This window comes from Burkholderia cenocepacia, from assembly GCF_900446215.1.
Taxonomy (GTDB): domain Bacteria; phylum Pseudomonadota; class Gammaproteobacteria; order Burkholderiales; family Burkholderiaceae; genus Burkholderia; species Burkholderia cenocepacia.
Genome location: NZ_UAQZ01000001.1, coordinates 1646657 through 1672521 on the forward strand (window position 1 = coordinate 1646657; position 25865 = coordinate 1672521).

Here is a 25865-nt window from a genome sequence, read left to right on the forward strand (position 1 = left end):
CCAAAAGGGCTTGACCTTAAAGTTGACTTTAAAGTTATCGTTGGGCATCGTCAATCGAGGGTGTCCACCATGAATCTGTTTGCGCCGCTCACACTGCCCAACGGGGCGGTGATTCCGAACCGTCTGGCCAAGGCCGCGATGGAAGAAAACATGGCCGATGCGGACCACGCGCCGTCCGACGCGTTGCTGCGCCTGTACCAGGCGTGGGCCGACGGTCAGGTCGGCCTGATCCTGACCGGCAACGTGATGGTGGACGGCCGCGCGATGACGGGGCCGAACGGCGTCGTGCTCGAAAGCGACGCGCATCTCGACCGGTTCCGCCGCTGGGCGCAGATCGCGCGCTCGGGCGGCGCGCACGTATGGATGCAGATCAATCACCCGGGGCGCCAGATGCAGGCGGCGCTGGGCCAGACGACGCTCGCGCCGTCGGCCGTGCCGCTCGCGCTCGGCGCGCTGTCGAAGCAGTTTCCGGTGCCGAAGGAGATGACGGCGGCCGACATCGCCGACGTGCAGCAGCGCTTCGTGCGCGCCGCGCAGCTCGCGGAGCAAAGCGGCTTCACCGGCGTGCAGGTGCACGCGGCGCACGGCTATCTGCTGAGCCAGTTCCTGTCGCCGCTGACCAATCGCCGCCAGGATCAGTGGGGCGGCAGCATCGAGAATCGCGCGCGCCTGCTGCTCGATATCGTGAAGGCGGTGCGCGCGACGGTGTCGCCGGCCTTCGTTGTCGCGGTGAAGCTGAACTCGGCCGATTTCCAGCGCGGCGGCTTCAGCGCGGACGACGCGAAGCGGGTGGTCGAACTGCTGAATCCGCTCGGCGTCGATCTCGTCGAACTGTCGGGCGGCAGCTATGAAGTGCCGGCGATGCAGGGCGAGGCGCGCGACGGGCGCACGCTCGCGCGCGAAGCGTACTTCCTCGAATTCGCGCGCGACATCACGGCCGTCGCGCGGATGCCGCTGATGGTCACGGGCGGCATCCGGCGCCGTGCGGTGGCCGAGCAGGTAGTGAACAGCGGTGTCGCGATGGTCGGTATCGCGACCGCACTGTCGATCGACCCGAACCTGCCGCGCGACTGGCGCGCGGGCAAGGACAGCGCGCCGGTGCTGCAGCCGATCCGCTGGAAGAACAAGGCGTTGGGCGCGCTGGCGAACATGGCCGTCGTCAAGTTCCAGCTCACGCGGCTCAGCGAAGGGCGTCGCACGCATCCTCGGGTGTCGCCGCTGCGCGCGCTGGTGCGCCAGCAACTGGCCGCGCAGTGCCAGACGCGGCGCTACCGGAAGTGGATGGCCGGCCCGCGCGCGTGACGGGCCGTTTCGGGCGGGCAGCGGCGAGACCGGAAGCTGACCGACCCGCCGCCGCGCACGCATCGGCGGACGCGTTGCGCGGCGGCGCGCCGCATCAGAACCGGTAGTTCGCCAGCACCTCGACGCGCCGGTCGTTGCCGAGCAGATACTGCGTCTCGTTGTAGTACGCGGACTGCACGTAGCGGCGATTGAACACGTTGTACGCGCGGGCGGTGATCGTCGTGTCCTTGCGCGGTTTCCACGCGAGGCCGAGGTCGACGGTCGTGTACGACGGCATCACGAGCTGGTTCGCGGTATCGGCGAACCGCTTGCCGACGTACTTGACGCCCGCGATGCCGGTCCAGTCCGGCGCGAAGCGCCAGCTTATCCACAGGTTCGCGAGCCGCTGCGGCACCGACACCGGCACGTTGCCCGCGCGCGACACGGTCGTGCCGCCGGACGACTGCTGGAAATCGTCGTATTTCGCGCGCAGGATCGACACGTTCGCATCGACGCGCCAGTCCTTCGCGATCTCCGCGCCGACCGTCGCCTCCAGCCCGCGCGATGACTGCTGGCCGACCTGGATCGACTGGTTCGGATTCACCGGGTCGGCCGTCAGGAGGTTACGCTTCACGATCCGGTACGCGGCGAGCGTCCATTCGGCCTTGCCGTCGAGGAACGACTGCTTCACGCCGATCTCGATCTGCCGGCCGGTCGCGAGCGTGAAGTTGGCCTTCGACGCATTCAGCGACAGCAGCGAGCTGACCGGATCGGCCGCGACCGAATACTGGCCGTATACGGCGAGGCCGGGCCGCACGTCGTACACGGTGCCGAGGCGCCAGCCCGTGTTCGCGAATACCTTCGTGAACGCGCCGCCGTTCACGAGATCGTCGCGGTTCACGCTCGCATGGTCGTAGCGCAGCCCGCCGATCACCGACCAGCGCGGCGTGATCTCGAGCCGGTTCTCCGCGAACAGCGCGTACTGGTTCGACTGGCTACGGTACTTCGGAAACGTGCCGGCCGTGTTGAGGAAACTGCCCGGATCGACGTTGAACGGATCGACCGTCGACGTGCCCGCATACGGCGAATTGTTGTCGTGCTGGAACGTCGTGTGGTTGAACTCGACGCCCGCCGAAAACGTGTTGCGCATCCCGAACAGCGCGCTGCCGACGGTGGCCGTCGTCACGTTGCCGTATTGTTCCTGGTCGTGAAAGATCTCCGTGTAGCTGCTGCGCCGCGCCTGCGCGCTCGACGGCAGGTACGTGTAGTACTCGGCGTCCTTCCAGTGACGGTTGCTCTTCATCCGGTACAGCGTGCTCGTCACGTTCAGCGCGTCGCTCGGCTGCCAGTTCGCCGAGACGGTGGCCCAGCTGTCGCGGAACGCGATGTCGGCGTCGCCGACGTTGTAGTTTTTCTTGTCGAGCGCGCGATCGCGCGCACCGTCGACGAGCGGCACACCGAAATACTGCATCGGATGCATGAAGCCCTGCGCATACGACGCCGTCACGTACAGGTCGGGCGTCACGTCGTAGCGCAGCGCGCCGGACACCGACAGGTTGCGCGAGTCGCCGCGATCGACCCAGTTCGACGAGCGGTTGCCGCTGACGTCGAAGCGGTACGACAGCTTGTCGTTGATCGCGCCGCCGCTGCCGAACGCGGCGCGCGCCGTGCCTTCGGTGCCGCCGCCGACCTGCAGCTCGTTGCGGATCGGCGTGCGCGTCGGCTTCTTCGGCACGATGTTGACCACGCCGCCGATCGCGCCTTCGCCGTAGATCACCGAAGCGGGGCCGCGCAACACGTCGATGTGGTCGACTGACCACGTGTCGAACGGGAACGTGACGCCGATCGCGCCGTACGGGCGCATGCCGTCGTAGAGCTGCGTGACCGACGATGCACCGACGAAGCCGCGCGCGGCGAGCTCCGAGTTGCCGTTGCCGGGATGCGGCGATGCGCTGATGCCGGCGGCGCGGCTCACGGCGTCGATGATCGAGTTGTCGCCGCGCGTGTCCAGCGTCGCGCGGTTGATCTGCTCGACGCTCGCGGGCGTTTCGAGCGGCGACAGCCCGAGATGGCTGCCGGTGTCGAGCGGTTGCGTCAGGGCGGGCGCCTTCTGCGCGTCGACGAGAATCGGCGCGAGCGTGGCGCCGGCACCGTCGACGCCGCGTTCCTGTGCGTGGGCCTGCCCGGCCGGCGAGAGCGCCGCGAGCACGGCGGCGGGCAGCATCGATTTGAACTTCATTGTTTCGGTTTCCTTCGAATGGGGGAAGCGCTTGCGTCGATCACGCCGCGGCGCGCGCGGCGCGGCCGAACAGCAGTCGGTCGAGCAACCAGACCGCGACGATCGTCAGTCCCATCAGCGGGAACACGATGCCGAGCAGCACGAGCCCGGCGATCCAGCCGCGCATCGGCGGCGTGCCGCGTTCGCGCGACGGTGCGCCCAGCGTCCCGGCCGGGCGGCGCTTCCACCACATCACGGTGCCCGTGACGGCCATCGCGGCCAGCCCGAGCGACAGCACCGCGCAAATGATCTGGTTCGCGAGGCCGAAATAGCGGCCCATGTGCAGCGACGTGCCGTACGACACCGCTTTCGATACCGCGCCGTAGTCGCCATAGCGGATGTCCTTCAGGACCGCGCCGCTGTACTGGTCGACGTAGATCGTGCGTTCGGCCTTCGGGTCGGCCGGGAAGTACGACGCGGTGAACACGCCGTCCGCGCCGGACGGCAGCGCGAGCGTGTAGCCGCTCGTCACGCCGAGCCCGGCGACGATCGCGATCGCGCGGGCCAGCGGCAGCGGCGCGGGCGTCGGCGCGGACGGCGAATGCGGCACGGGCACGTTGCCGACCGCCCACGGCGTTTGCGGCAACGGCAGGTCGTCCATCACCATTCCCGGCATCGATTCGCCGGAATCGTGGTGATGGCCGGACGGCGCGGTGGCCTGCGCAGGCGCCTGCCCGGCCGTCGCGGCGGCACCGGGGCGCGTCGAGCGTACCGACGCGCCGCCCCATGCGCCTTCCGGCGCGCCGAGGTTCACGGTCGCGGCGAGCGCCTTGAAGTTCTTGCCCCACGAGCCCGACCACGGCAGCCCGGTCAGGATGAACGCGACCGTGCCGGCCGCGAGCCAGATGCCGGCCGTCGCATGAAGGCTCTTCCACAGCGGCCGGCCGCGCAGCGACAGGTCGGGCCGCAGCGCGCGCCCGACGCGTGCCGCGCCGCGCGGCCACCACAGCGCGATGCCGGTGCCGATCATCACGAAGGTCCAGCAGGCGGCGAGCTCCATCAGCCACTCGCCGGTCTTGCCGAGCAGCAGCTTGCGATGCAGCATCCGGTCGACCTGCATGAAGCGGTTCTCGACGCTCAGCGTGCCGAGCACGCGGCCGTCGTACGGGCTCACGTACACGCTCTCGCGGCTGCCGTCGCGCAGCCGAAAAACATACTCGGCGCTGCGGTCCGGCGCGGTGGCGACCTGCACGGATACCGGCGTCGCGTCGGCCGGCATCGCGGTGCGGGCGCGGGCGAGCAGCGTGTCGGCATCGAGCCGCGGCGTCGCGCGCGGTTCGACGACCAGCCGGTGCGGATACAGCAGCGGCTCGATCTGCGGCTGGAAGCCGTACAGCGTGCCCGTGATCGCGAGGATCACGAGGAACGGCATCACGAACAGGCCGGCATAGAAATGCCAGCGCCAGAGCGTCCGGTAACCGGCGCTGGCGGAACGGGCGGGCGCGACGGCCCGATCGACGGTGGTCGACATGGTGTGAACTCCTCGTATGCGTCGAGCGGCGGGACCGGCGCGGGCCGGCGGCCGTCAACGTGCGTCGCACCCGCGTGCAGGCCGCACCGCGGCAGGCGGCGCGGCACGTTGCGCGGACGATGCGCAGGGCGGCGTCGCCCGCGCGATGCGGGCTGGCGGGTGAACGCGTGAATCAGGTCGGGTGAAACGAACGGCGTGAACGCGCGTGCACGTCGACGTGCATGCGCCACGGGGTGGAACGTTCAGCAGAACCGAGGAGGGGCGCGGGAGGGCGGGCGATCGTCGAATAGCGATCGCACGAAAGGAAGACTGTCGAAGTGAACGCGGAAGCGTCGGGGAACCGCCGCGGGAAACAGCAGCACCAGCAGCACGAACGATGCGAGCGCGGTGAACAGCGCGGCGCCGAATGCGCACAGGCTGTCGCCGTTGCCGGAAGACGCCGCCTTGTCGGCGTGCGCGTCATGCTTCAGTGCATCGACGAGCGCCAGCGCGTCGTTGGCCGGCGTGATCGGCGCGCTCGCGTCGAAGCGGGCGGCCAGCGCGGCGGCGGTGACGATCAGCGGGCCCTGGCCTGAACACAGCACCACCGAGCCCGCATCCGGACCGTCCGGATCGAGCATCACGGCGCCCGACATCAGCGCGCGGGACAGCAGCGTCACGAGGAGGAACCCCCACAGCCACTGTCGTGCGACGCCTGGCCGGAGCAGGAAGCGGCGAAGTGCGTTCATGGCGCGCGATTGTACCTCCGTTTGCGTGGAGGGGCAGGCGGGCCGTGCGTGTGCGGGGTGGGTCGAGGTGGGTCGGGTTGCGTCAGACGGGACCGGAGTCCACACCCGATTGGTCTTCTTCGGTTGCGTCGTCGGCTGGCAGACCGGGGAGGTCGGCCGTCGACAGTCGCCTCATCGCGCGTTCGGTGTCGTTCGGGTCGAGGTGTTTCCGTGCGTTGCGCCCGTATTGCTTCACGAAGAGGCCGGGCTCGCCGGCCAGCCGGGATGTCCGGTTTCCGATGCGCATGCGGCGAGGTTATCCGGCATGCGAGCGCATCGCGGACGGCCGGCGCCGGCACGACGGCCGTGTGCGGCACGCGCTCCGTTGCGCCGGCTCACACCGGATACGCATCGTCGACCTTGAGGTTCGCGAGCCGGAACAGCGTGCGCAGCGTCTGCGGATGAATGTCGCGGTGCGCGGCGAGCGACGTCAGCATGAAATCGAGCACCTTCGCGTAGCGCAGCAGCACGAGGCAGCGCGCGAGATCGGGCGTGCGGCCGCGCATGTCTTCGGCGAGCGTGACCATTTGCGTCGACAGCGTGCGCGCCATCTCGAGTTCCATCTGCTGTTTCTCGGTCCAGTCGGGCAGCGGCTGTTCGAGCACCTTCGCGAGGAAGAGCTGGAACGACGTATCGGACGAATTGGGCTGCGCATCCATGAAGGGCCTCGTTGCGTGTGCACATCGTACGGGCGTAGCCGTTGGGGCGCCCGCGGGTGAATTCATGTCCGCGCGCCAGCGCGGCTTCTGCCCGAACGGAATGCAGATTCCGTACCAGCGCCGCCGGACGATTGTTGAGCAATGTTGAGCCGCGCTCCCGCATCGGTCGGCGAGTCCCGCCGGGACTGGATCGGGCTGGCGATCGAGGAGGGCGTCTACGCGCGCACGGCGGGCGGCGTCGGGCGCCTGCAGCGGCGCGACGAGGTGAAATGCTTCACGGATGTAACGTAACGCAGGTATCCGGCACGTCGCGCGTTTCCGTCGGCGCACGGCCGGCACGGCGCGTGTCGCGCGGTTCGGCCACGCCCGCCGTGCGTCCGCCGACGGGACCCGGCCGCGGGGAACGCGTGCCGCTGCGTCGCGCGAACCGGCGGCGGACGCGCCGGTTGTTTCAAAACAGAGACGGTCCGGCGTGCGGCGATCGGTTGCATGACCACGCAACTGGCCCAGCGATCGGCCGCACAATTGTCCATGGGCAGACGGCGCGGGTTTGCCAACAATCTCCGAACCATCCCCGCGAGATTCGACATGAGCGTCCACACCTTCTTCTCGGCCAATCTGCTGCTCGCCTACACGGCCTATTTCATCGGCACGGCCAGCCCCGGGCCGAGCAATCTCGCGATCATGTCGGTCGCCGCGAACCAGGGCCGCAAGGCGGCGCTGGCGTTCGCGCTCGGCGTGATTTCAGGGTCGATGTTCTGGGCGACGGTGGCGGCGCTCGGCGTATCGGCCGCGCTGCTCGCATGGTCGAAGCTGCTGATCGCGATCAAGGTCTTCGGCGGGCTGTACCTGCTGTGGCTCGCGTTCAAGTCGGCGCGCACGGCGCTGGCGGGGCCGCCGGCGGCATCGGCGAACGCGGCGCGCGAGCAGCGGCTGTCGCGCTTCTACGTGCGCGGCGCGATGCTGCACCTGACCAATCCGAAGGCGATTCTCGTGTGGGTGTCGATCGTCGCGCTGTCGTCGAACGGCGCGGGCGGCGCGCACGGCGCCGTCGTGCCGGGCTGCCTCGCGATCGGCTGCGCGGTGTTCGGCGGCTATGCGCTGGTGTTCTCGATGGACGGTGCGCGCCGGCTGTACGTGCGCGGCCGGCGTGCGATGGAGGCGTGTCTGGCCGTCGTGTTCGGCGTGGCGGGGGTGCGGCTGCTGGTGACGAACGTGTGAGGTGTCGCGCGCCGGCTGCGCGGGCCGCGAGAGGCGGTCAGCCCGCGCAATCGTCGCGCCGGTGACGGCGTCGTGCGTGCCGTCGATACCGGCGTGGCCGACGTGCCGGTTGACGTGCCCGCATCGGGCCTCGCACCGCCCGCTGCTGCGCGACCCGTGCAACGGCGAGGGCCGCGTCTTTCCGGGTACAGTGTCGGGCAACCCATGAAGGATGCACGAGGTACCGGAAGATGCTGATGGTTCGTCTTTTGCGCTGGTTCGGTGTGCTGGCGGGACTGTGTGCCTGCACTTCGGTGTTTTCCGCCGATCCGGCGACAAGCAATCCGCTGCTGTCCAAAGTACGTCCGTGGTGTATCGGCCGCCTGGTGTTCGATCGGCCGGTTTCGAGCGAGATCTCGAGTCAGCGTTACGCGTACCGCGGGGAGCAACTGCTCACGACGCACGAGGTGCCGCCGGATGCCTACCAGGCCGCCATCGCCGCTCGCGAGCAGGTGATGCGTACCCGGCTGCGCGCGAATCCGGTCGAGATGGATCGGAAGACCCGTCACGCGTGGCTGGAAATGGCCTTTTCCCCCGTACCGGATTCGCGTGTTTTCGTCTTCAACGAAGCGGCGGCGAAATCCGTCACATTGCCGTTCGATACCGAAGGCTATCTGTACGCGAACCGCACGCTCGTCCGCACGACGGGCAGCATCGGCGCCGATGCGCTGGATCGTGTCGAGGGCGTCTATGACGACACGTTCCGGCGCATCCGGATGCGCGACAACTGGGTCGTACCGACCGAACCGGGCTTCTGCTTCGACGGCGGGATTGTGACCGGATCGTCCACCTACCCCGAAGAAGTCAGGCAATCGTTCGCGTTGATGCCGGGCCGACCGGCGCTGCTCGTGATCCAGTCGCGCAATGCCTTCGGCGACGATCGCGAGCAGCCGTTCAGCCGTACGCTGCCCGCGTTGCGCGCGAAATTCGATCGCCTGCCCGGAAGCCATCGTCTCCTGCGCGAGGGGAAACGGTCGATTGCCGGCATGGATGCCGAGGAAGTGCTGTTCGAGCTCCGGGACGGCGCCGTCACGGCTTATCGCTTCTACCTGCTCGCGCCGGGCAATGCCGCCACGCTTGCGCAGCCGCATACCGCGATCGAGATGCTGCTGGGCGTGGCCGGGCAGAGCGACTTGCCGCCGGCGCAGGCCACCTCGCCGGTCGATGAGGCGCGCGCGCTGCAGGCATGGGACACGCTGCTGAACGGCCTGCACGCGCGACCGGGCGCGATCTGACCGGCGGCGGTGATGCGGGCGACGCGGGCGATGCGTTCGACCGGACGCCCCGCCGCGCCATGCACGGCGGGGGCCCCGCATCGAAGCGGCTTCAGAAAATGAAGCCCGTATTGATGAACTTCGAGTGGTGATCCGACACGATCGAGTCGAGCAGCTGCTTGCTGCCGTCGGTCTGCTTCGCCGCGACCATCGAGCGGATCGAGAACGCGCGCAGCGCGTCGCTCACCGACAGCGTGCCCTCGGCCGAATCCTTGCGTCCGGCGAACGGGAACACGTCGGGCCCGCGCTGGCACTGACAGTTGATGTTCACGCGGCACACCTGGTTCACGAGCGGATCGACGAGCGCGCCGATCTGCGCCGGATCGGAACCGAAGATGCTGACCTGCTGGCCGTGCTCCGACGTCGTCACGTAGTCGAGCGCGGTTTCCACGTCGTCGAACGGCGCGACCGGAATGATCGGCCCGAACTGCTCCTCGCGGTACAGCTTCATTCCTTCGGACACCGGATACACGACGGCCGGGTAGAACAGCGTCTTGCTGAATTCGCCGCCCTGATGGTTGACGACCTGCGCGCCCTTCGCCCTCGCGTCGTCGATCGCGTCCGTCATGTACGCGGTGCGATGCATGCCGGGCAGCGGGGTGATGCTGACGCCTTTTTCCCACGGCATGCCGATCTTCAGCTGTTCGAGCGCGGCGGTGAAGCGCTTCAGGAATTCGTCGACGATCGAGCGATGCACGAGCAGCATCTTCAGCGCGGTACAGCGCTGGCCGTTGAACGACAGCGCGCCGAGCAGGCACTCCTTCACGGTGAGGTCGAGATCGGCGTCGGGCAGCACGATCGCCGCGTTCTTCGCATCGAGACCGAGGATCGCGCGCAGCCGGTGCGACTTCGGGTGCTGCTTCTTCAGGTGATCGGCGACCTTGCTCGAGCCGATCAGCGCGAGCACGTTGATCTTGCCCGATGCGAGCATGTGCGGCACGACCACCGCGCCCGGCGCGTAGATCGTGTTGATCACGCCCTTCGGGAACGCGTCGCGGAACGCTTCCAGCAGCGGCTCGAACAGCAGCGTGCCGTACTGCGGCGGCTTGAACACCACGGTGTTGCCCATCAGCAGCGCGGGGATCAGCGTCGCGAAGGTTTCGTTCAGCGGATAGTTGTACGGGCCCATGCACAGCACGACGCCGAGCGGCGTGCGGCGGATCTGGCCGATCGTGCCCTCCGCGATCACGAAGCGCGAGTTCGCGTTGTCCAGCTCCTTCAGCGCGTCGATCGTCTGCGTCATGTACGTGACGGTGCGGTCGAATTCCTTCTGCGAATCGGCGAGGCTCTTGCCGATCTCCCACATGATCAGGTTCACGACGCGTTCGCGCTGCGCGACCATCCGCTTGATGAAATCCTGCATGCACGCGATGCGCTGCTCGACCTTCATCGTCGGCCACTCGCCGCGGCCGGCGTCGTACGCGCGTACCGCGGCGTCGAGCGCCGCGTCGCTTTCCGTTTCGCCCATCACCGGATAGCTGCCGATCTCGACCTGCTCGACGCCGCCGTCCGGCTGCCGCACGCACACGGGCGACAGCACGGTCTTGGTCGCGCCGTCCCACGGTCGCAATTCGCCGTCGACGAGCGACACGCGCTGGTGAATCGGCGAAGCCAGCCGGAATTCGGCGGGGATGTCCTGTAAGGCGGGAAAGAGGTGCTGCAGGGAGGCGGAATCGGGCATGACGGTCTCGTTTGACGGGGGTGTCCGGGAAGGACGGGCGATGCGAATCCTGAGCTGAATGATCCTCGATCCTGAATCGGCATCATGACCTGCACGCGACGGCGCGTCACGCGGGAACGTGGCCGATTCAGCGAATGGAACCAGTTCCATTAAAAAGGAACGCCGTCACGAATGCAACAATGACCGAATCGCGGCAGCGGCATCGTAAGTATTTAGAAAGACTGTTTCCGAATCGCCGGTATAACGGCCTGGGTGCAACCGCAAACGTTTTACTTCGGCCGAATTGAGCGGATAATGGCGCAGCGCGGTGAGGAAAAAAATGCAGTGAACCTGAGAGCAGACGTAGTGAAGAATAGAAGTCGGTCCGCCGCGCTGCCGATACGAGGTCGGCTGCCCGGAGCGCCGGGTCGGGGTTGCCCGGTCCGGCGCGCACCGGACCGTTGAATCCGTCCCGCCAGTCCCGCCAGCTTGGCCGATCCTTCGTGATCCTCTTCAGCTTCTCCGCCGTCGTATCCCGAATCCCCGCCTTTTACCGATCGTCGCCGCATGACGCGATCGATCCAATGCTTTCGTTTTTATTACGATTCGAGCCGCCCAATTGCTTGAAACAGAAAGGCATTCGTCAGGAATGCAGAGCGCATCGCGTATTCACGTTGTGGCCAGGCGACACGTTGAAAATTAATTAAAAACACGAATCATTCTCGTTTATTATTTCGCCGCATTACGAGCCGTGACGGGATGTCACGGCTTTTTTCGTGCCGCTTGCGCTGGCCGTTCGCCGTTTTCTTCACCACCTCTACGTTCACGATGAAACTCCACACGAGCGCGTGCCATGCGCTTCTGATCGCCACGTCGCTGGCCGGCGCCCGCACTTCGTTTGCGCAGGCGAGCGATGCCGCGGCGACCCTGCCCGCGATTTCCGTCAACGCGGCCGCCGAGCATGGGTCGTACGACGGCGGCCATTCGCGCGCGGCGACCAAGACCGACATGTCGCTGATGGACGTGCCGCAAACCGTGAACGTCGTGCCGCACGCGGTGATCGAGGATCAGAACGCGACGTCGCTGCAGGACGCGCTGCGCAACGTGCCGGGCGTCGGCTTCTCGGTCGGCGACGGCCAGCGCGACCAGATCACGATCCGCGGCTTCAACAGCATCACGGACCAGTACGTCGACGGCATTCGCGACGACGCGCTGTACTACCGCGACCTGTCGAACGTCGATCGCGTCGAGGTGCTGAAGGGGCCGGCGGCCGTGCTGTACGGGCGCGGCTCGGCGGGCGGCATCGTGAATCGCGTGCTGAAGCGGCCGCAGGCGAACCCGGTGAACGACGTGGGCGTGACGCTCGGCACGCGCGGCGAGCGGCGCGGCGAGTTCGATCTCGGCTGGAACCCGAACGACGCGGCGCGCTTTCGCATCACCGGCGCGGCCGAGAATTCGAACAGCTTCCGCGACCGGTTCCAGCTCAACCGGCAGGCGATCGCGCCGTCCGCGCAGTTCAAGCTCGACCGCGACACGGTGCTGAACGTCGAATTCGACTACCTGCACGACCGCCGCACGTCCGATCAGGGGTTGCCCGCGTATCGCGGCCGGCCGGTCGACGTGCCGATCAACACGTACTACGGGTCGGCCGACGGCGGGAACAGTTCGTACAACGACATCTCCGCGAAAAGCGCGACGGTGTCGCTCGATCACCGCTTCAACGATTCGCTGTCGTTCCACGGCGCGATCCGCGCGTACGACTTCTCGCTCGAGCGGAAGAACTACGTGACGTACGAGCCGATCAAGACCGCCGCGCACCCGGTCGTCACGCTCGATCAGTCGACGCGCCAGCGCACCGATCACGGCATCGACGGGCTGTTCGAACTCACGCAGAAGACCTCGCTGTTCGGCATGCGTCACGAGCTGCTGTACGGGCTGGAGCTGTCGCAGCAGCAGAAGTTCGACACGATCTACAGCGTGACGAAGGTCGCGACCTACGATCTGTTCAATCCGCAGCCGGTCGTCCTGCCCGGCGTGCCGGGCGGCACGCGTGCGAAGACGAACGCGTCGACCGTCGTCGGGCTCGCGGGCGTCTATGCGCAGGACCTGATCTCGCTGACCGAACACTGGAAGGTGCTCGCCGGCCTGCGCTTCGATTACCTGAACCAGATCCGCCACGACTACACGTCGTCGAACGTCAATCTCGACCGCACCGATCATGCATGGAGCCCGCGCGTCGGCCTGATCTACGAACCGCTCGACTGGCTCACGCTGTACGGGTCGTTCAGCCAGTCGTTCTCGCCGCTGGCCGACACGCTGATCAGTTCCGGCGCGTTCTCGAACGGCGCCGCGCTCGCGCCGCAGAAGACCACCGCGTATGAAGTGGGCTCGCGCTTCGACCTTGGCGGCAAGGCGACGGCCAGCGTCGCGCTGTTCGACATGCGCCAGACCAACCAGCAGATCGGCGACCCGGCGAATCCCGGCTATGCCCTGCCGATCGGCACGCAGCACGTGCGCGGGATGGAGCTCGGCTTCACCGGCGAGATCGCGCCGAAGTGGTCGGTGTATGCGGGTTACGCGTACCTGAACGGCACGGTGGACGGGTCCGCGCAATCGACGGCGGCCGGCCTGGCGGTGTCGAGCAACACGCCGGGGCTGATGCCGCGCCACAGCGCGAACCTGTGGCTCAAGCGCGAGCTGCCGTACGGCTTCTATGCGGCGGCCGGCATGCAGTTCCAGTCCGCGCGCTATACGTCGGCGAGCGATCTCGTCACGCTGCCGTCGTTCACGGTGTTCAACCTGGGCGCCGGCTATCGCAGCAAGAAGGTCGACGTGACGCTCACGCTCGACAACCTGTTCGATCGACGCTACTTCATCGCCGCGCACGGCAACGCGGACCTGTACAACATGCCGGGCGATCCGCGCACGCTGACCGCCACGGTGAAGTGGCACATGTAACGCACGCGGTGCGCGACAATGCGGGTCTTCGTCACGACGACCCGCACCCGACTGCCCATGAGCCGCCACGCGCTTGATGCGTCCAGCATGACCGCCCGCGCCCGCGCGCTGCTTTTATCGTTGCTGGCGTGCGGCCCGGTCGCGGCCGGTGCGCAGACGATTCCCGCGGATGCCGAGCCGGGTTGCCATGCCGTGCATGTCGACCGGACGATCACGCTGTCGGGGCGTTACGCGCTCGACTACGGCGACGAATCGATCGGGCCGGACGTGGGGTTCGAAGAGGACGACGCGTCGGCGCGGCACTTGCCTGATCACCCGCAGCGCGCAGGCGTGATCGTTTTCACGAACCAGTCCGACGCGCGGCGCCGGCTGCGGCTGCCCGCCGCGCAGCCGCGCGGCGTGTGCCGGTTCGACGGGCGTGCGACGCTCGTGATCCGCGATCTGGAGACCGCGTGCCCGGGGCTGGAAACGCCCGATCGTGCGCGGCTGGTGAAGGTCGTGTCAGCCGACGCGCCGGCGCGGCACGCATGCGGCGCCACCGCGCGGTGACACCGGCGCGGCAGCGCCGTTACTCGACGTCTTCGTCATCCTCTTCATCGGCGTCTCGCGCGTCGCGTTCCGGCGCCGCATACGCGCTCGCCTGTTCGAGCAGCCAGCCGCGGAACGATTCCAGCGGCTTGCTGTGGCTGAACTCCGTCGGATACACGAGGTAGTACGCCGAATCGCCGACGGTTGCCGCATCGCACGGCACGACGAGCCCGAGTTGCTGCAACTGTTCCTCGACGAAAAACTTCGGCACGAGCGCGACGCCGAGCCCGGCCGCGGCCGCGCTGATCAGCATCGTATGCAGCTCGTAGCGCACGCCCTGCATCGTGCGGATGTCCTCGACGCCGTGCGTCTCGAACCACTGCGCCCACGCGCCGGGGCGCGTCGTCGAGTGCAGCAGCGGGTACGCGAGCAGATCCTCGACGCGCTCGACCGGCCCGTTCAGCAGCGCGGGCGAGCAGATCGGCACGACTTCCTCGCCGAACAGATAGTCGGACGACGTGCCGGGCCAGGTCGGCTTGCCGTAGTGGATCGCGGCTTCGAAGTGCGTGTCCTCGAACGAGAACAGGTCGGTGCGGCTGCCCATGTTCACGCGCACGTCGGGCGTGCGGTCGTAGAAGCTCTTGATGCGCGGGATCAGCCAGTGCGACGCGAAGGTCGGCAGCACCGCGAGTTCCAGGTAGCCGCCGCCGCTGCCGTGCGCGATGATCGACAGCGTGTCGCGGTCGAGCGCTTCCAGCGCGCGCCGCACCTGCGTGCCGTACAGCTTGCCGGCGCGCGTCAGCACGACGCGCTGCTTCACGCGCGCGAACAGCCGCACGCCGAGGCTCGCCTCCAGCGTCGCGATCTGCCGCGACACCGCGCTTTCGGTCAGGAACAGCTCCTTGGCCGCGTGCGTGAAGCTCTCGTGGCGGGCGGCGGCTTCGAAAGCCACGAGCGCGCCCATGTTGGGGATCTTGAATTTGCGCATGATGCTCTATTTATCCGACAAAAAGGGCCGCGCCGCACGGGGGTGAAGGGGAGCGAAGGGCCGCCGATAATTCCAAAAACTCATCACATATCAATTTAATCTCGCTTTACGCCCCGCTGCAACCCTTTGAATAATGCTTCCCGTGCAAGGTCAGGCGCCCGCCGGGCGGCCGGCCGACGAGTTGCCGGCACGTTTGCCGGCGGGTCCCCCGAGACGAGAATCCTGATGCGCAATCCGAATATCGACAGCTTGCTGACGAAGCTGCTGGGACAGGCGAAGACCGACGCCCTGTTCTCGACCCTGAACATGCCGGCCATCCTCGAAGAATGGGAAGACGGCGTCGTGACGCGCGCGGAAATCGCGCAGGCGATGAACATGGCGCTGTTCGAAGGGCTGCTCGAGCGTTCGGCGAACGGCCGCGCGTACACGGCCGAGGCGATCGAAAACGGCGGCTCGGTCTATTTCGACCACGGCGCGTTGCGCACGGTGCGCTGGCCGCACACGGGCGCGCTGCCGCCGGGCGAGGCGGCGTTCACGCGCATCCTGCGTCCGCTCGGCTTCCGCCTGAACGGCCGTTACCCGCTCGACAAGCTCGGCATGACGGGCCGCGCGTATGCGCATGAAGACGCGCCGGACGAAATCGCGCAGTTTTTCGTCAGCGAACTGCATCCGGAGCGCTTCTCGAAGGAATTCCAGCAGGCGGTGACGAACGTCATCAGTTCGTCGTGCGACCCGCTGTCGCCGGCGGCCGTCGCGCTGCTGTGGGAAGTCGAGCGCGAAGGCTGGCTGTCGCTCGAAGCCGCGCACGTGCTGCTGCCGGAAATCGTCGGCGCGTTCGCGCGCCAGCACGATGTGCCGAACGAGCTTGACTACGAAACGCTGCTGATGGAATCGGCGGAGATGGCGTGGATCGCGACCGAAGGCAATGCGTTCAACCATGCGACCGACCGCGTCGCCGACGTGTTCAAGCTGTCCGACGACGAGAAGGCGAAGGGCCGGCCGATGAAGCCGGAGGTCGAGCGCTCGCGCTCGGGCCGCGTGTTCCAGACGGCCTATCGCGCGGATACCGTCGAGCGCGAATTCCGCACCCGCGACGGCGGCACGGTCAAGCGCAACGTGCCGGGGTCGTTCTACGAATTCATCACGCGCAAGCGCACGTTCGACCAGGCGGCGCGGCGCTGGGTGACCGACCTGCGCTTCGACGCGGGCAATGCGCAGGGCATCTTCAAGATGACGGCGAACGCGGCGAAGTAAGCACGGCGCGGCACGTATCGCGTGCACAAGCAGAAGGGCCGGCGGCTGGTTTCAGCCGTCGGCCCGTTTTCATTGACGGGGCGTCGCGTGCGTCAGAATAGGTGCGTGACCAGAAAAAACAGCACCAGCAGCCCGATCGGTACGCCGAGCAGCCATGCGATCAGATATTTGCCCATGTCGTTGTCCTCCGCGTGGCCGCGACGCGGTGCGCGTCGCGGCGGGGTGAGACGACTGGCGCGTTACAGCTCGCGGTCGAATTCCTTCAACTGCTTCTCGGCTTCGTCGCGGGCGATCCCGTAACGCTCCTGGATCTTGCCGGCCAGATAGTCGCGATTGCCTTCCGCGACCTGAAGATCGTCGTCGGTCAGCTTGCCCCACTTGGCCTTCAGCTTGCCGGTGAGCTGCTTCCACTGGCCCTTGATCTTGTCTTCGTTCATGGTGTGCTCCTTTCGTAAGGGGAGAAAAGTGCGGCGCTCGGCCGCGGGGTAGCTCAGGCCTTCGCCTTCAGGCCGGATGCGTCGACGTGCTTCACGCCCTTGATCGCGCGCGTCACGGCGATGGCCTTCTTCACGGCGACCTTCGTCGGCAGCACGCCCGTGAGCGTGACGACGCCGTCGACCGTCTTCACGCTGATGTCGGTGCTCTTCACGCCGTCGGTGGTTGCGAGCTCGCCCTTCACCTTGGTCGTGATCCACGTGTCGGTGACCGGCTGATTCGATTCGCTCGCCATGCCGCTGTCGGTCGACGAGGCCTGGGCGTGCGCGTTCGTGAGCGGGGCGGCGGACAGCAGGAAGGCCGCGCTGACGGCGAGCAGGGTCGAAAGGTGCGAGGTCTTGTTCATTGATGTTCTCCTTCGATTGGCGGGTTGAATCAATCAGTCGGTGAGCACGGCGCGTTCCCGTGCGTTCGTGTGCCTCAGCGGGCGATCGGCGTGTCGTAGCCGGGCTCGCGCGGCGGCATGTCCGGGCGCGGCACGTCGGGCGGCAGCGGTACCGGCGGGTCGGTGCCGGGCGCCGGCTCGGGCGGATTGTCCGGGGCCGGTTCGGGCCGCGTCGGATCGGGTGTCTGATGCAATTTCATCCGGGTGTCCTCCCTCTGCGGTATGAAAGGGCAGCGCATGAGCGCCGATGCAATACCAGCGTACCGACGCGAACGCGAGCGGACATCGCGCAAATTCACCGGATCGGTTAGTGCGTTTGCACTGGGGGACGGAACAGACCGGCGGGACGGGTACGTGCACCACGACCCGGGCAACGCGGCGCGACAGGCGAGCGGGCCGTGGCGCACCATTCGGCGGGGCACCGCACGATCACGGGCGGCATGCGAATGTACTATTCGAGATAGTGCATTCGCGCGTGTCGCGCCGTTGCGCGGCACGCGATCATCGCCGCACGCGCCGGCCGGGGCATGCCGTTGCAACGGGCGCCCGGCCGGCGCTCGGGTTGACCGCTCATGTTGACGACAGGGACAACGATTCGATGAACGAACAAGTAGACGAACAGGCGCTCAAGTCGCATACCGACCGGCGCCAGCTGCACCAGATCATCGCGGGACTCACCGAGGGCGTGATCCTGATCGAGCCGGACCAGCGGATCGTCTGGGCGAACGAGGCCGCGCTCGCGATGCATGGCGTGACCGAGCTGAAGGCGCTCGGCGCGGACGTCACCGAATACCGCGAGCGATTCCGGCTGCGCTACCGGAACAACCATCCGGTGCGCGACGGCCACTATCCGATGGATCGCGTGATCGCCGGAGAGGAGTTCAGCGACGTGACGGTCGAAGTCGAATCGGCCGCCGACGCGTCGGTGAGCTGGGTGCACCGCATCCGCAGCCTGGTGCTGACGAACGCGGCCGGCGAACCCGACTGCCTCGCGCTCGTGCTGCACGATGCGACCGAATGGGCGAGCGCCGAGGAGCGCTTCGAGCGCACCTTCAACGCGAACCCGGCGCCGGCGGTGATCTGCCGGCTCGACGACTTGCGCTACGTGAAGGTCAACCAGGGCTTTCTCGACATGACGGGCCACGCGCGCGACGACGTGCTCGGCCGCTCGGTGTACGAGATCGACGTGCTCGAACAGGCCGAACGGCGCGAGCTCGCGATCGAGCGGCTCGGCGAAGGCGCGACGATTCCGCAGATGGAGGCCGTGCTCAAGCTTGCCGACGGCAGCACCAAGGCGGTGGTCGTCGCCGGACAGCCGATCGACATGAACGGCGAGGCGTGCATGCTGTTCACGTTCATGGATCTCGAGCCGCGCAAGCAGGCCGAGCGCGCGCTGATGCAAAGCGAGGAACGCTTCGCGACGGCCTTCCGGATGGCGCCGGTCGCGATGGCGATCGTCACGGCCGACCGTTTCGAGCTGCTCGACGTGAACGATGGGTTTGCCGCGATGACGGGCCATGCGCAGGCCGACCTCCTTGGTAAATCCGCGGACGAGATCGGGCTGTGGGCCGAACGCGGTGCGTGGTCGCGCATCGAAGGCCGGCTCGCCGGCGACGGCCACGTGCGCAACGTGGACGTGCAGATCCGCACGCGCGACGGCGACGTGCGCGATTGCGTCGTGTCGGCCGACCCCGTCGCGATTCACGGACGCGACTGCCTGCTCGTCGCGCTGCTCGACATCAGCGACCGCAAGCGTACCGAGATGGAGCTCGTCTATGCGATCGAGACCGCGATGCAGGATGCGTCGTGGTTCAGCCGTACGCTGATCGAGAAGCTCGCGAACGTGCGGCGCGCGAATGCGCCGGATGCGGGCGCGCAGCTGTCCGACCTGACCGCGCGCGAGCGCGACGTGTTCGACCTGCTGTGCCACGGCCTGGCCGACAAGGAGATCGCCGGCCGCCTCGGGCTCGCGCCGAACACCGTGCGCAATCACGTCGCGACGATCTACGCGAAGCTCGACGTGCACAGCCGCGGCGAGGCGATCGTGTGGGCGCGCGAGCGCGGGATCGTCGGCACGGCCGAACCGAACGGCGCGCGCGGCGACAAGGGCGGCGCGAAGGGCAAGGACTGACCGCGGCGGTACGAATGCACCATGCCGATTGGTGCATCCGCATCTGCCGCCCGCGGCGTCCGCTTGCGATCCTGTCCACTCGGCGGTGCGGCGCAGGGGCGCGGCGTCGCCGGCTCTCCCCCAAACCATCGCAGGAGATGACCATGGACAGGAATCGCGTCGAAGGCAAGCTCAAACAGGTCAAGGGTTCGGTCAAGGAAGCACTCGGCAAGGTGACGGGCGACCGCGAAACCGAAGCGGAAGGCCTGGCCGAACAGCAGGCCGGCAAGCTTCAGGAGAAGGCCGGCGAGGCGGCCGATGCGATGCGCAAGCATACGGGCACCGATCGGCACTGAACGATGACGCGGCGCCCGCCACGGGCGTCGCGAAGGCCGGCCGGGCCGGCGTCGCAGCGATGATGCGTGGCCGGCATGACCACGGCCGGCCTTTCTCCACGGGCGCGGCCGCCATTTCCTGCACGAGCACTCCATCCACGGCCCCCGTCGTACGGGCCGCGGATCGGCCATGAACCCGGAACTTGATGATAAATCCTCACAACGTAGTTCCGATATTTCGTTTGCTGCACGGGTATTGGCTACCCACAATCCATTCACCTCTTTCGCGGTGAAAGGTTCTTCGGAGACGGAACCGCGGTGATTGGCCGGCCGGGCGGACGCATGAAATGCGCCTCTGGCAGTGCAAGCAGTCACCGGCGCGCAGGAGGTTGCCGACGCGCGTCATTCGCGCGTTGCATCCCGACCCTCAGAAGAAGGACTGCCATGACGTTCCGCATTCGTTCGCTTTCCGGCGCTGCACTGACCGCCGTGCTTCTCGCGTTCCAGACGGGCGCGGCCCATGCGCAGGAGACGATCGTCAAGGTCGGCGTGGCGGGCCCGCTGACGGGCGGCGGCGCCGCCTACGGCAAGGACATCGAGAACGGCGTGCGCATGGCGGTCGACGAAGCGAATGCCGCGCGCACGACGGTCGGCGGCAAGCCGGTGAAATTCGTGATCGCGTCGCAGGACGACCAGAGCGATCCGCGCACCGGCGTGCAGGCCGCGCAGCAGCTTGCCGATGCGCAGGTCGCCGTCGTGATCGGCCACTTCAATTCGGGCACGACGCTGCCCGCGTCGAAGATCTACGCGAAGGCCGGCATTCCGATGATCACGCCGTCGGCGACCAATCCCGACATCACGCGCGCCGGGCTCGACACCGTGTATCGCGTGATCGCGACCGACACGCAGAACGCCGGCAACGCCGGTGCGTATGCGGCGAGCGTGACGAAGGCGAAGCGCATCGCGATCATCGACGATCGCACCGCGTTCGGCCAGGGCGAAGCCGACGAATTCGAGAAGTCGGTGAGGGCGAACGGCGGCACGATCGTCGCGCGCGAATTCACGAACGACAAGGCCGTCGACTTCAGCGCGCAGCTCACGAAGATCAAGAGCACCAATGCCGATCTCGTGTTCTTCGGCGGCCTCGACGCACAGGCCGCGATGCTCGTGAAGCGCATGCGCCAGCTCGGCATCCGCGCGCAGTTCCTCGCGGGCGGCGGCGTGATGAACGCGAACTTCATCCGGCTGGCCGGCAATGCGGCCGAGGGCGCGTCGGTGTGGGAATACGGGCAGCCGCTGTCGCGGCTCGCGAAGGGCAAGCTGTTCGAAACGAAATTCAAGCAGAAGTACGGCGTCGACATGCTCGCGTATGCGCCGTTCGCGTACGACGCGACGTGGATCGCGATCAACGCGATGCAGAAGGCGAACTCGACGAAGCCGGCCGATTTCAACGGCGCGCTGAAGGGCACGCGCTACGACGGCATCACGGGCACGATCGCGTTCACGAACACGGGCGACCTGAAGAACCCGAGCTCGACGCTGTATGAAGTGAAGAACGCCGCGTGGCAGCCCGTCACGACCAAGTCGGCGGACTGAATGCAACCCGCGTGAGCGGGCTTTCGCGGCGATGCCGGACGTGCTGAAATAGCCGGAGCGATCGCCCACGAAGGCTGCCCGCGCGACGCCGCGCGAGTCGCGGCACGAACCACCCAACGGGCGCGGCCGGCTGGCTGCGCCTTTTACGTGTAACCGGAGTCAGTCGTGAGTTCTCAAGTCGTCATCGTCGGCGGTGGTGTGATCGGCAGCTCGATCGCGTATTTCCTGCGCGCCACCGATCCCACGGTCGCCGTGACCGTCATCGAACGCGATCCTACCTATGCAAGATCGTCGTCGGCGCTGTCGGCCGCGTCGATTCGCCAGCAGTTTTCCACGCCGCTGTCGATCGAGATGTCGCTGTTCGGCATCGAGTTCCTGCGCACGATCGGCGAGCGGCTCGAAGTGGACGGCAACCGGCCGTCGATCGATCTGCACGAAGGCGGCTACCTGTTCCTCGCGACGCCGGCCGGCGACGCGACGCTGCGCGAGAACCATGCGCTGCAGACCAGCCTCGGCGCCGATATCCGGCTGATGGACGGCGACGCGCTGCGCGCGAAGTTTCCGTGGCTGAACGTCGACGATCTCGTGTCGGGTGCGTACGGCGTGAGCGGCGAAGGCTGGTTCGACGGCTACGGGCTCGTGCAGGCGCTGCGCAAGAAGGCGCAGGCGCTCGGCGCGCGCTACGTGCCGGCCGACGTGAAGGACGTGGTGCGCGACGGCCGCAAGATTACGCATGTCGTGACGGACGACGGCGAGCGCTACGCGTGCGACACGCTCGTCAACGCGGCCGGCGCATGGACGCGCACGCTGTCGTCGATGATGGGCATCGACATTCCGGTGTTTGCACGGCGTCGCAGCATCTTCAACGTATCGTCGCCGGCGAAGCTTGCCGATTGCCCGCTGCTGATCGATCCGACCGGCGTGTATTTCCGGCCGGAAGGGCGCACGTATATCTGCGGCACGTCGCCGAGCCCCGATCGCGACCCGGACGACCTGCCGCTCGACGAAGTCGACCACGACCTGTTCGACGACGTGATCTGGCCGACGCTCGCGCATCGCGTACCGGAATTCGAGGCGCTGCGCGTCGAGAATTGCTGGTCCGGTTACTACGAGTACAACGTGTTCGATCACAACGCGATCATCGGCTACCACCCGGAACTCGACAACGTCGTGTTCGCGAACGGCTACAGCGGCCACGGGCTGCAGCAGGGGCCCGCGACGGGGCGCGGCGTCAGCGAACTCATTCTGGGCGGGCGTTACGACACGCTCGACCTGTCGTCGCTCGGCTGGGCGCGCGTGCTCGAAAACCGGCCGATCGTCGAAAAGAACGTCGTGTAGCGCGGCGTGACCGCCCGGTATGGGGTGGGCGGGATTCTCCTAGTGTCTCAAACCCGTTGGCCCGACTTTCGTCGGGCCTTTTTTTGTCGTCGGCAGGCTGCTCCGTACCCGATGTCGTCGATGTCGGAATGTGGCAACATCGCGGGGGTTTTTACACACTGACTGTCTACTCGAGCAACGGGGGCTCGCTGGAATGAGCGACATCGCCATCGATATACCGTGGCCGGTCATGATGCTGATTTTGGGCATCAGCTATTGGCCGTTGTGGCTGCTTGTCGGCGCCGGGTTGATGTATTTCGGTATGACGCGTCTGCGCGGGATCGGGCGTATTGCCTGTATCGTCGCTGCGGTCTTGTTCATCGCTTATACCGGCTTGGGCTTGTACGTGATTCTTGCCAGGTAGGGGAAACGTCCGTGACGGCGTGCGATAACGATGCGGTCAGCCGGGATTGGCGTTGCGTCGATTCAGGGCGCTCGCCGCACGTTATTCGCCATGCCGGGCGCGAGGAAGTGGCCGAGCCGCATGGAACGAGACTGGCCCGGCTTTGCCGGGCCTTTTCCATTCCGCGCTACCGCACGCCATAAATCGCATCGCGCAGATCGAGCGTGTACTGCCCGTTCATCCCTTCGTAGAGCGTGTTCGACAGCGACACGACGGTGAGCCCGCGTGCGCGGTCGACGAACCACGAATGACCGTAGACGCCGCCCCAGCGCCACGTGCCGACGGATTCCGGCGACGCGGCCGCCTGCGGGTCGTGCAGCACCGAGAAGCCGATTCCGAAGCCCGCGCCGGGCAGGTCCGGCAATTCCAGATCGCCGGTCTGTACGCGACCCATCTCGTCGACCAGCTCGGCGGGCAGGATCGCGCCGCCGCCCGCGCGCAACGTGTCCAGCACCGTCAGCACGTCGCCGGCGGTGCCGACCATCCCGGCGCCGCCCGACGGGAACGCGTGTGCATCCAGCGCACGCGACGGCGAGTACGTGACGCCGACGAACCCTTCGACGATGGGTACCGTCTCGTTCTCGGCGAGCCGGTGCGGCTGCGGCGTGTCGTTGACGTACGGCGTCGCGAGCCGCGCGGGATCGCGTGCGACGAACGCCGTGTCGTGCACGCCGAGCGGGCGCAGCACGAGCGCATCGATCGCATCGGCGAGCGGCACGCCGCAGACGGCCTCGATCAGCGCGCCGACGACGTCGATCGACAGCGAGTAGTTCCAGCTGGTGCCGGGCGCGAACAGCAGCGGCACGCTCGCGATCCGGCGCAGGTTGTCGGCGAGCGTGATCGATGCGGCATCGAGCCCGTCGGAGACGCCCGCACGCGCATACGGGCCGTTCGCATCGGTTTCGTTGAAGCGATAGTCGAGGCCGGCGGTATGCACGAGCAGCTGGCGCACCGTGATCGTCGGCACGCGGCCGTCGGGCAGCGCCGGACGGAATTCGGGCAGCCAGCGCGTGACGTCGTCGTCGAGCGACAGCTTGCGTTGCGCGACGAGCGCCATCGCGGCCGCCGAGACGATCGGCTTCGTCACCGACGCGAGCCGGAACAGCGTGTCCTCGCGCATCGGCGTACGCGATTCGCGGTCCGCGAAGCCGGCCGCGCGGCGATAGACGAGTTCGCCGTCGCGGGCGACGAGGACGACCGCGCCGACGAGGCGCTGCGTGTCGAGCTGGCGGGACAGGACCGCGTCGATGCGCCCGGCGAGCGCGCGATCGGTTGACGACTGCAGTGACGATGCGGGAGAGGAGGTCATCGAAAATTCCGTCGTGAAGGGCCTGGTCGACATGTTATGGGACGCGCGCCGCACGCGTCGTTAACCCTTACATGGAACGGGGCGATGTGCGCGGCAGGGGCCGGCGTCGACGAATACCGGGCCCCGCAGCAGACAAAATATGCCCCAATCGACCGGCGCCGTTCGTTAGAATCTGCTTTCGTCGAGGAAATGACGCATTTGCATGGGTGCAGAGCAGTATCGAATCGAAGACGCTGCTTGTCCTGATTCCATCGTTCATCTTTCACCGGAGGCGAGCATGCCAGGTTTACTTCCCGATGTTGACCGCGAGGGGCTCCTCGAATATTCGGTGGTGTACACCGATCGCTCCGTCAACCATATGTCGCAGCGCTTCCAGGGCGTCATGCGCGACATCTCCGCCACGCTGAAAAACGTCTACAACGCGAAGTCGGTCGCGATCGTCCCGGGCAGCGGGACGTTCGGCATGGAAGCCGTGGCGCGACAGTTCGCGACGAACAGGAAGTGCCTCGTCATCCGCAACGGCTGGTTCAGCTTCCGCTGGTCGCAGATTTTCGACATGGGCGGCATTCCGTCCGAGACGACGGTGCTGAAGGCGCGTCCGGTCGAAGCGGGCCGGCAGGCCGCCTATGCGCCGGCGCCGATCGACGAAGTGGTCGCCGCGATCAACGAGCACAAGCCCGATCTCGTGTTCGCGCCGCACGTCGAAACCGCGTCCGGCATGATGCTGCCCGATGCGTACTTGCGCGCGGTGGCCGATGCCGTGCATGCGGTCGGCGGCATGTTCGTGCTGGATTGCATCGCGTCGGGCACCGTGTGGGTCGACATGCAGGCGAGCGGCGTCGATATCCTGATCAGCGCGCCGCAAAAGGGCTGGAGCGCGTCGCCGTGTTGCGCGATGGTCGTGTTGAGCCCGCTCGCGCGGGAACGCATCGATTCGACGACGAGCACCAGCTTCGCGTGCGATCTGCGCAAGTGGCTGCAGATCATGGAAGCGTACGAGGGCGGCGGGTTCGCGTACCACGCGACGATGCCCACGGACAGCCTCACGACGCTGCGCGACGTGATGAAGGAAACCGAGGCATATGGCTTCGACAAGGTGAAGGCGGAACAGCTGGAACTCGGCGAGCGCGTTCGTGCCGTGCTGACGGAGAAGGGATTCAGAAGCGTGGCCGCGAAGGGGTTCGAGGCGCCGGGTGTCGTGGTCAGCTACACGGACGACGACGGTATTCGCACCGGGCAGAAATTCGCCGATGTCGGTTTGCAGATTGCGGCGGGCGTGCCGTTGCAATGCGACGAGCCGGCGGACTTCAAGACATTCCGGCTCGGGTTGTTCGGTCTCGACAAGCTGCATGACATCGATGGGGCGGTGAAGCGGTTTGCCGATGCGTTGAACCGGATTGTTTGACGCGGTTTTGCGCAATGGCGTGTTCCGGCGGCTGCCGCTCATTGGTTGAGCGGCGGCTTTCGAGTCGTTGAA

General features: G+C 67.1%; 24 protein-coding genes. 13 read left to right on the top strand and 11 right to left on the bottom strand.

Annotation, left to right across the window (positions count from 1 at the left end):
* Positions 1-69 precede the first annotated feature (69 nt).
* Complete coding sequence (locus tag DTA15_RS07700; protein ID WP_006484563.1) at positions 70-1302, top strand: NADH:flavin oxidoreductase/NADH oxidase family protein; 1233 nt, start codon at positions 70-72, stop codon at positions 1300-1302.
* Between the two features lie 94 nt (positions 1303-1396).
* On the opposite strand, the gene DTA15_RS07705 is transcribed toward DTA15_RS07700, so the two are convergent.
* The 5 genes from DTA15_RS07705 to DTA15_RS07725 all read right to left on the bottom strand — a co-directional run bounded on the left by DTA15_RS07705 (position 1397) and on the right by DTA15_RS07725 (position 6456).
* A complete protein-coding gene (locus DTA15_RS07705) occupies positions 1397-3520 on the bottom strand; it encodes a TonB-dependent receptor (RefSeq protein WP_006484616.1) in 2124 nt (707 codons plus the stop codon).
* A 40-nt stretch (positions 3521-3560) separates the two neighbouring features.
* A complete protein-coding gene (locus DTA15_RS07710) occupies positions 3561-5030 on the bottom strand; it encodes a PepSY-associated TM helix domain-containing protein (RefSeq protein WP_006492865.1) in 1470 nt (489 codons plus the stop codon).
* A 242-nt stretch (positions 5031-5272) separates the two neighbouring features.
* Positions 5273-5758 (bottom strand): hypothetical protein, encoded by a 486-nt coding sequence (locus DTA15_RS07715; protein ID WP_006484540.1) that lies wholly within the window; start codon positions 5756-5758, stop codon positions 5273-5275.
* An 82-nt stretch (positions 5759-5840) separates the two neighbouring features.
* The gene (locus DTA15_RS07720) at positions 5841-6044 is read right to left on the bottom strand and encodes a hypothetical protein (RefSeq protein ID WP_006492868.1); all 204 of its coding nucleotides are present in this window, start codon (positions 6042-6044) and stop codon (positions 5841-5843) included.
* Positions 6045-6132: 88 nt separating this feature from the next.
* Positions 6133-6456: a hypothetical protein gene (locus DTA15_RS07725; RefSeq protein ID WP_006484612.1), complete on the bottom strand. Its 324-nt coding sequence runs from the start codon at positions 6454-6456 to the stop codon at positions 6133-6135.
* A gap of 141 nt (positions 6457-6597) precedes the next feature.
* Here DTA15_RS07725 and DTA15_RS38505 point away from each other — a divergent pair, with 141 nt between their 5' ends.
* From DTA15_RS38505 to DTA15_RS07735, 3 genes are all read left to right on the top strand, one after another.
* The gene (locus DTA15_RS38505; protein ID WP_006484525.1) at positions 6598-6747 is read left to right on the top strand and encodes a hypothetical protein; all 150 of its coding nucleotides are present in this window, start codon (positions 6598-6600) and stop codon (positions 6745-6747) included.
* 297 nt (positions 6748-7044) lie between these two features.
* Positions 7045-7677 carry a LysE family translocator gene (locus tag DTA15_RS07730; protein WP_006484586.1) on the top strand — a complete coding sequence of 211 codons (633 nt, stop codon included), beginning with the start codon at positions 7045-7047 and terminating at the stop codon, positions 7675-7677.
* A gap of 230 nt (positions 7678-7907) precedes the next feature.
* Positions 7908-8951, top strand: a complete 1044-nt coding sequence (locus tag DTA15_RS07735; protein ID WP_006494155.1) for a T6SS immunity protein Tli4 family protein — start codon at positions 7908-7910, stop codon at positions 8949-8951.
* Between the two features lie 91 nt (positions 8952-9042).
* Here DTA15_RS07735 and DTA15_RS07740 read toward each other — a convergent pair whose 3' ends face one another.
* Entirely contained in the window at positions 9043-10671 is a 1629-nt protein-coding gene (locus DTA15_RS07740) for an NADP-dependent glyceraldehyde-3-phosphate dehydrogenase (protein ID WP_006484641.1), read from the bottom strand.
* 807 nt (positions 10672-11478) lie between these two features.
* Between DTA15_RS07740 and DTA15_RS07745 the strand changes: the two genes are divergently transcribed.
* Together DTA15_RS07745 and DTA15_RS07750 are read left to right on the top strand one after the other, a co-directional pair.
* Entirely contained in the window at positions 11479-13608 is a 2130-nt protein-coding gene (locus DTA15_RS07745; protein ID WP_034178275.1) for a TonB-dependent receptor, read from the top strand.
* An 87-nt stretch (positions 13609-13695) separates the two neighbouring features.
* Positions 13696-14157: a hypothetical protein gene (locus tag DTA15_RS07750; protein WP_006484524.1), complete on the top strand. Its 462-nt coding sequence runs from the start codon at positions 13696-13698 to the stop codon at positions 14155-14157.
* A 19-nt stretch (positions 14158-14176) separates the two neighbouring features.
* Here DTA15_RS07750 and DTA15_RS07755 read toward each other — a convergent pair whose 3' ends face one another.
* The gene (locus tag DTA15_RS07755; protein WP_006484618.1) at positions 14177-15124 is read right to left on the bottom strand and encodes a LysR family transcriptional regulator; all 948 of its coding nucleotides are present in this window, start codon (positions 15122-15124) and stop codon (positions 14177-14179) included.
* A 225-nt stretch (positions 15125-15349) separates the two neighbouring features.
* Here DTA15_RS07755 and DTA15_RS07760 point away from each other — a divergent pair, with 225 nt between their 5' ends.
* Positions 15350-16378 (top strand): DUF1338 domain-containing protein, encoded by a 1029-nt coding sequence (locus DTA15_RS07760; protein ID WP_006484508.1) that lies wholly within the window; start codon positions 15350-15352, stop codon positions 16376-16378.
* A gap of 239 nt (positions 16379-16617) precedes the next feature.
* Here DTA15_RS07760 and DTA15_RS07765 read toward each other — a convergent pair whose 3' ends face one another.
* From DTA15_RS07765 to DTA15_RS38510, 3 genes are all read right to left on the bottom strand, one after another.
* Positions 16618-16815 (bottom strand): CsbD family protein, encoded by a 198-nt coding sequence (locus DTA15_RS07765; RefSeq protein ID WP_006479804.1) that lies wholly within the window; start codon positions 16813-16815, stop codon positions 16618-16620.
* A 53-nt stretch (positions 16816-16868) separates the two neighbouring features.
* A complete protein-coding gene (locus DTA15_RS07770; RefSeq protein WP_006484592.1) occupies positions 16869-17219 on the bottom strand; it encodes a BON domain-containing protein in 351 nt (116 codons plus the stop codon).
* A gap of 74 nt (positions 17220-17293) precedes the next feature.
* On the bottom strand, positions 17294-17458 hold the full coding sequence (locus DTA15_RS38510; protein ID WP_006484627.1) for a hypothetical protein: 165 nt from the start codon (positions 17456-17458) through the stop codon (positions 17294-17296).
* Positions 17459-17856: 398 nt separating this feature from the next.
* On the opposite strand from DTA15_RS38510, the gene DTA15_RS07775 reads away from it, so the two are divergent.
* The 5 genes from DTA15_RS07775 (at position 17857) to DTA15_RS07800 (ending at position 23040) form a co-directional block, all read left to right on the top strand.
* Positions 17857-19389 carry a helix-turn-helix transcriptional regulator gene (locus DTA15_RS07775; RefSeq protein WP_006484519.1) on the top strand — a complete coding sequence of 511 codons (1533 nt, stop codon included), beginning with the start codon at positions 17857-17859 and terminating at the stop codon, positions 19387-19389.
* A 143-nt stretch (positions 19390-19532) separates the two neighbouring features.
* Positions 19533-19724 (top strand): CsbD family protein, encoded by a 192-nt coding sequence (locus DTA15_RS07780; RefSeq protein ID WP_006484576.1) that lies wholly within the window; start codon positions 19533-19535, stop codon positions 19722-19724.
* 423 nt (positions 19725-20147) lie between these two features.
* Positions 20148-21299 carry a branched-chain amino acid ABC transporter substrate-binding protein gene (locus DTA15_RS07790; RefSeq protein WP_006484531.1) on the top strand — a complete coding sequence of 384 codons (1152 nt, stop codon included), beginning with the start codon at positions 20148-20150 and terminating at the stop codon, positions 21297-21299.
* A 165-nt stretch (positions 21300-21464) separates the two neighbouring features.
* Positions 21465-22637 carry an NAD(P)/FAD-dependent oxidoreductase gene (locus tag DTA15_RS07795; RefSeq protein ID WP_006484555.1) on the top strand — a complete coding sequence of 391 codons (1173 nt, stop codon included), beginning with the start codon at positions 21465-21467 and terminating at the stop codon, positions 22635-22637.
* A gap of 193 nt (positions 22638-22830) precedes the next feature.
* A complete protein-coding gene (locus DTA15_RS07800) occupies positions 22831-23040 on the top strand; it encodes a hypothetical protein (RefSeq protein WP_012493113.1) in 210 nt (69 codons plus the stop codon).
* 166 nt (positions 23041-23206) lie between these two features.
* Here DTA15_RS07800 and DTA15_RS07805 read toward each other — a convergent pair whose 3' ends face one another.
* Positions 23207-24388: a serine hydrolase domain-containing protein gene (locus DTA15_RS07805; RefSeq protein ID WP_006484601.1), complete on the bottom strand. Its 1182-nt coding sequence runs from the start codon at positions 24386-24388 to the stop codon at positions 23207-23209.
* A 277-nt stretch (positions 24389-24665) separates the two neighbouring features.
* Between DTA15_RS07805 and DTA15_RS07810 the strand changes: the two genes are divergently transcribed.
* Positions 24666-25793 carry an aminotransferase class V-fold PLP-dependent enzyme gene (locus tag DTA15_RS07810; protein ID WP_012493114.1) on the top strand — a complete coding sequence of 376 codons (1128 nt, stop codon included), beginning with the start codon at positions 24666-24668 and terminating at the stop codon, positions 25791-25793.
* Positions 25794-25865: the final 72 nt, after the last annotated feature.

Bases quoted from the DNA above. Each gene is read 5' to 3' on its own strand.
- DTA15_RS07700 (WP_006484563.1), top strand. From the start codon at position 70: ATGAATCTGTTTGCGCCGCTCACACTGCCCAACGGGGCGGTGATTCCG.
- DTA15_RS07705 (WP_006484616.1), bottom strand. From the start codon at position 3,520: ATGAAGTTCAAATCGATGCTGCCCGCCGCCGTGCTCGCGGCGCTCTCG.
- DTA15_RS07710 (WP_006492865.1), bottom strand. From the start codon at position 5,030: ATGTCGACCACCGTCGATCGGGCCGTCGCGCCCGCCCGTTCCGCCAGC.
- DTA15_RS07715 (WP_006484540.1), bottom strand. From the start codon at position 5,758: ATGAACGCACTTCGCCGCTTCCTGCTCCGGCCAGGCGTCGCACGACAG.
- DTA15_RS07720 (WP_006492868.1), bottom strand. From the start codon at position 6,044: ATGCGCATCGGAAACCGGACATCCCGGCTGGCCGGCGAGCCCGGCCTC.
- DTA15_RS07725 (WP_006484612.1), bottom strand. From the start codon at position 6,456: ATGGATGCGCAGCCCAATTCGTCCGATACGTCGTTCCAGCTCTTCCTC.
- DTA15_RS38505 (WP_006484525.1), top strand. From the start codon at position 6,598: ATGTTGAGCCGCGCTCCCGCATCGGTCGGCGAGTCCCGCCGGGACTGG.
- DTA15_RS07730 (WP_006484586.1), top strand. From the start codon at position 7,045: ATGAGCGTCCACACCTTCTTCTCGGCCAATCTGCTGCTCGCCTACACG.
- DTA15_RS07735 (WP_006494155.1), top strand. From the start codon at position 7,908: ATGCTGATGGTTCGTCTTTTGCGCTGGTTCGGTGTGCTGGCGGGACTG.
- DTA15_RS07740 (WP_006484641.1), bottom strand. From the start codon at position 10,671: ATGCCCGATTCCGCCTCCCTGCAGCACCTCTTTCCCGCCTTACAGGAC.
- DTA15_RS07745 (WP_034178275.1), top strand. From the start codon at position 11,479: ATGAAACTCCACACGAGCGCGTGCCATGCGCTTCTGATCGCCACGTCG.
- DTA15_RS07750 (WP_006484524.1), top strand. From the start codon at position 13,696: ATGACCGCCCGCGCCCGCGCGCTGCTTTTATCGTTGCTGGCGTGCGGC.
- DTA15_RS07755 (WP_006484618.1), bottom strand. From the start codon at position 15,124: ATGCGCAAATTCAAGATCCCCAACATGGGCGCGCTCGTGGCTTTCGAA.
- DTA15_RS07760 (WP_006484508.1), top strand. From the start codon at position 15,350: ATGCGCAATCCGAATATCGACAGCTTGCTGACGAAGCTGCTGGGACAG.
- DTA15_RS07765 (WP_006479804.1), bottom strand. From the start codon at position 16,815: ATGAACGAAGACAAGATCAAGGGCCAGTGGAAGCAGCTCACCGGCAAG.
- DTA15_RS07770 (WP_006484592.1), bottom strand. From the start codon at position 17,219: ATGAACAAGACCTCGCACCTTTCGACCCTGCTCGCCGTCAGCGCGGCC.
- DTA15_RS38510 (WP_006484627.1), bottom strand. From the start codon at position 17,458: ATGAAATTGCATCAGACACCCGATCCGACGCGGCCCGAACCGGCCCCG.
- DTA15_RS07775 (WP_006484519.1), top strand. From the start codon at position 17,857: ATGAACGAACAAGTAGACGAACAGGCGCTCAAGTCGCATACCGACCGG.
- DTA15_RS07780 (WP_006484576.1), top strand. From the start codon at position 19,533: ATGGACAGGAATCGCGTCGAAGGCAAGCTCAAACAGGTCAAGGGTTCG.
- DTA15_RS07790 (WP_006484531.1), top strand. From the start codon at position 20,148: ATGACGTTCCGCATTCGTTCGCTTTCCGGCGCTGCACTGACCGCCGTG.
- DTA15_RS07800 (WP_012493113.1), top strand. From the start codon at position 22,831: ATGAGCGACATCGCCATCGATATACCGTGGCCGGTCATGATGCTGATT.
- DTA15_RS07805 (WP_006484601.1), bottom strand. From the start codon at position 24,388: ATGACCTCCTCTCCCGCATCGTCACTGCAGTCGTCAACCGATCGCGCG.
- DTA15_RS07810 (WP_012493114.1), top strand. From the start codon at position 24,666: ATGCCAGGTTTACTTCCCGATGTTGACCGCGAGGGGCTCCTCGAATAT.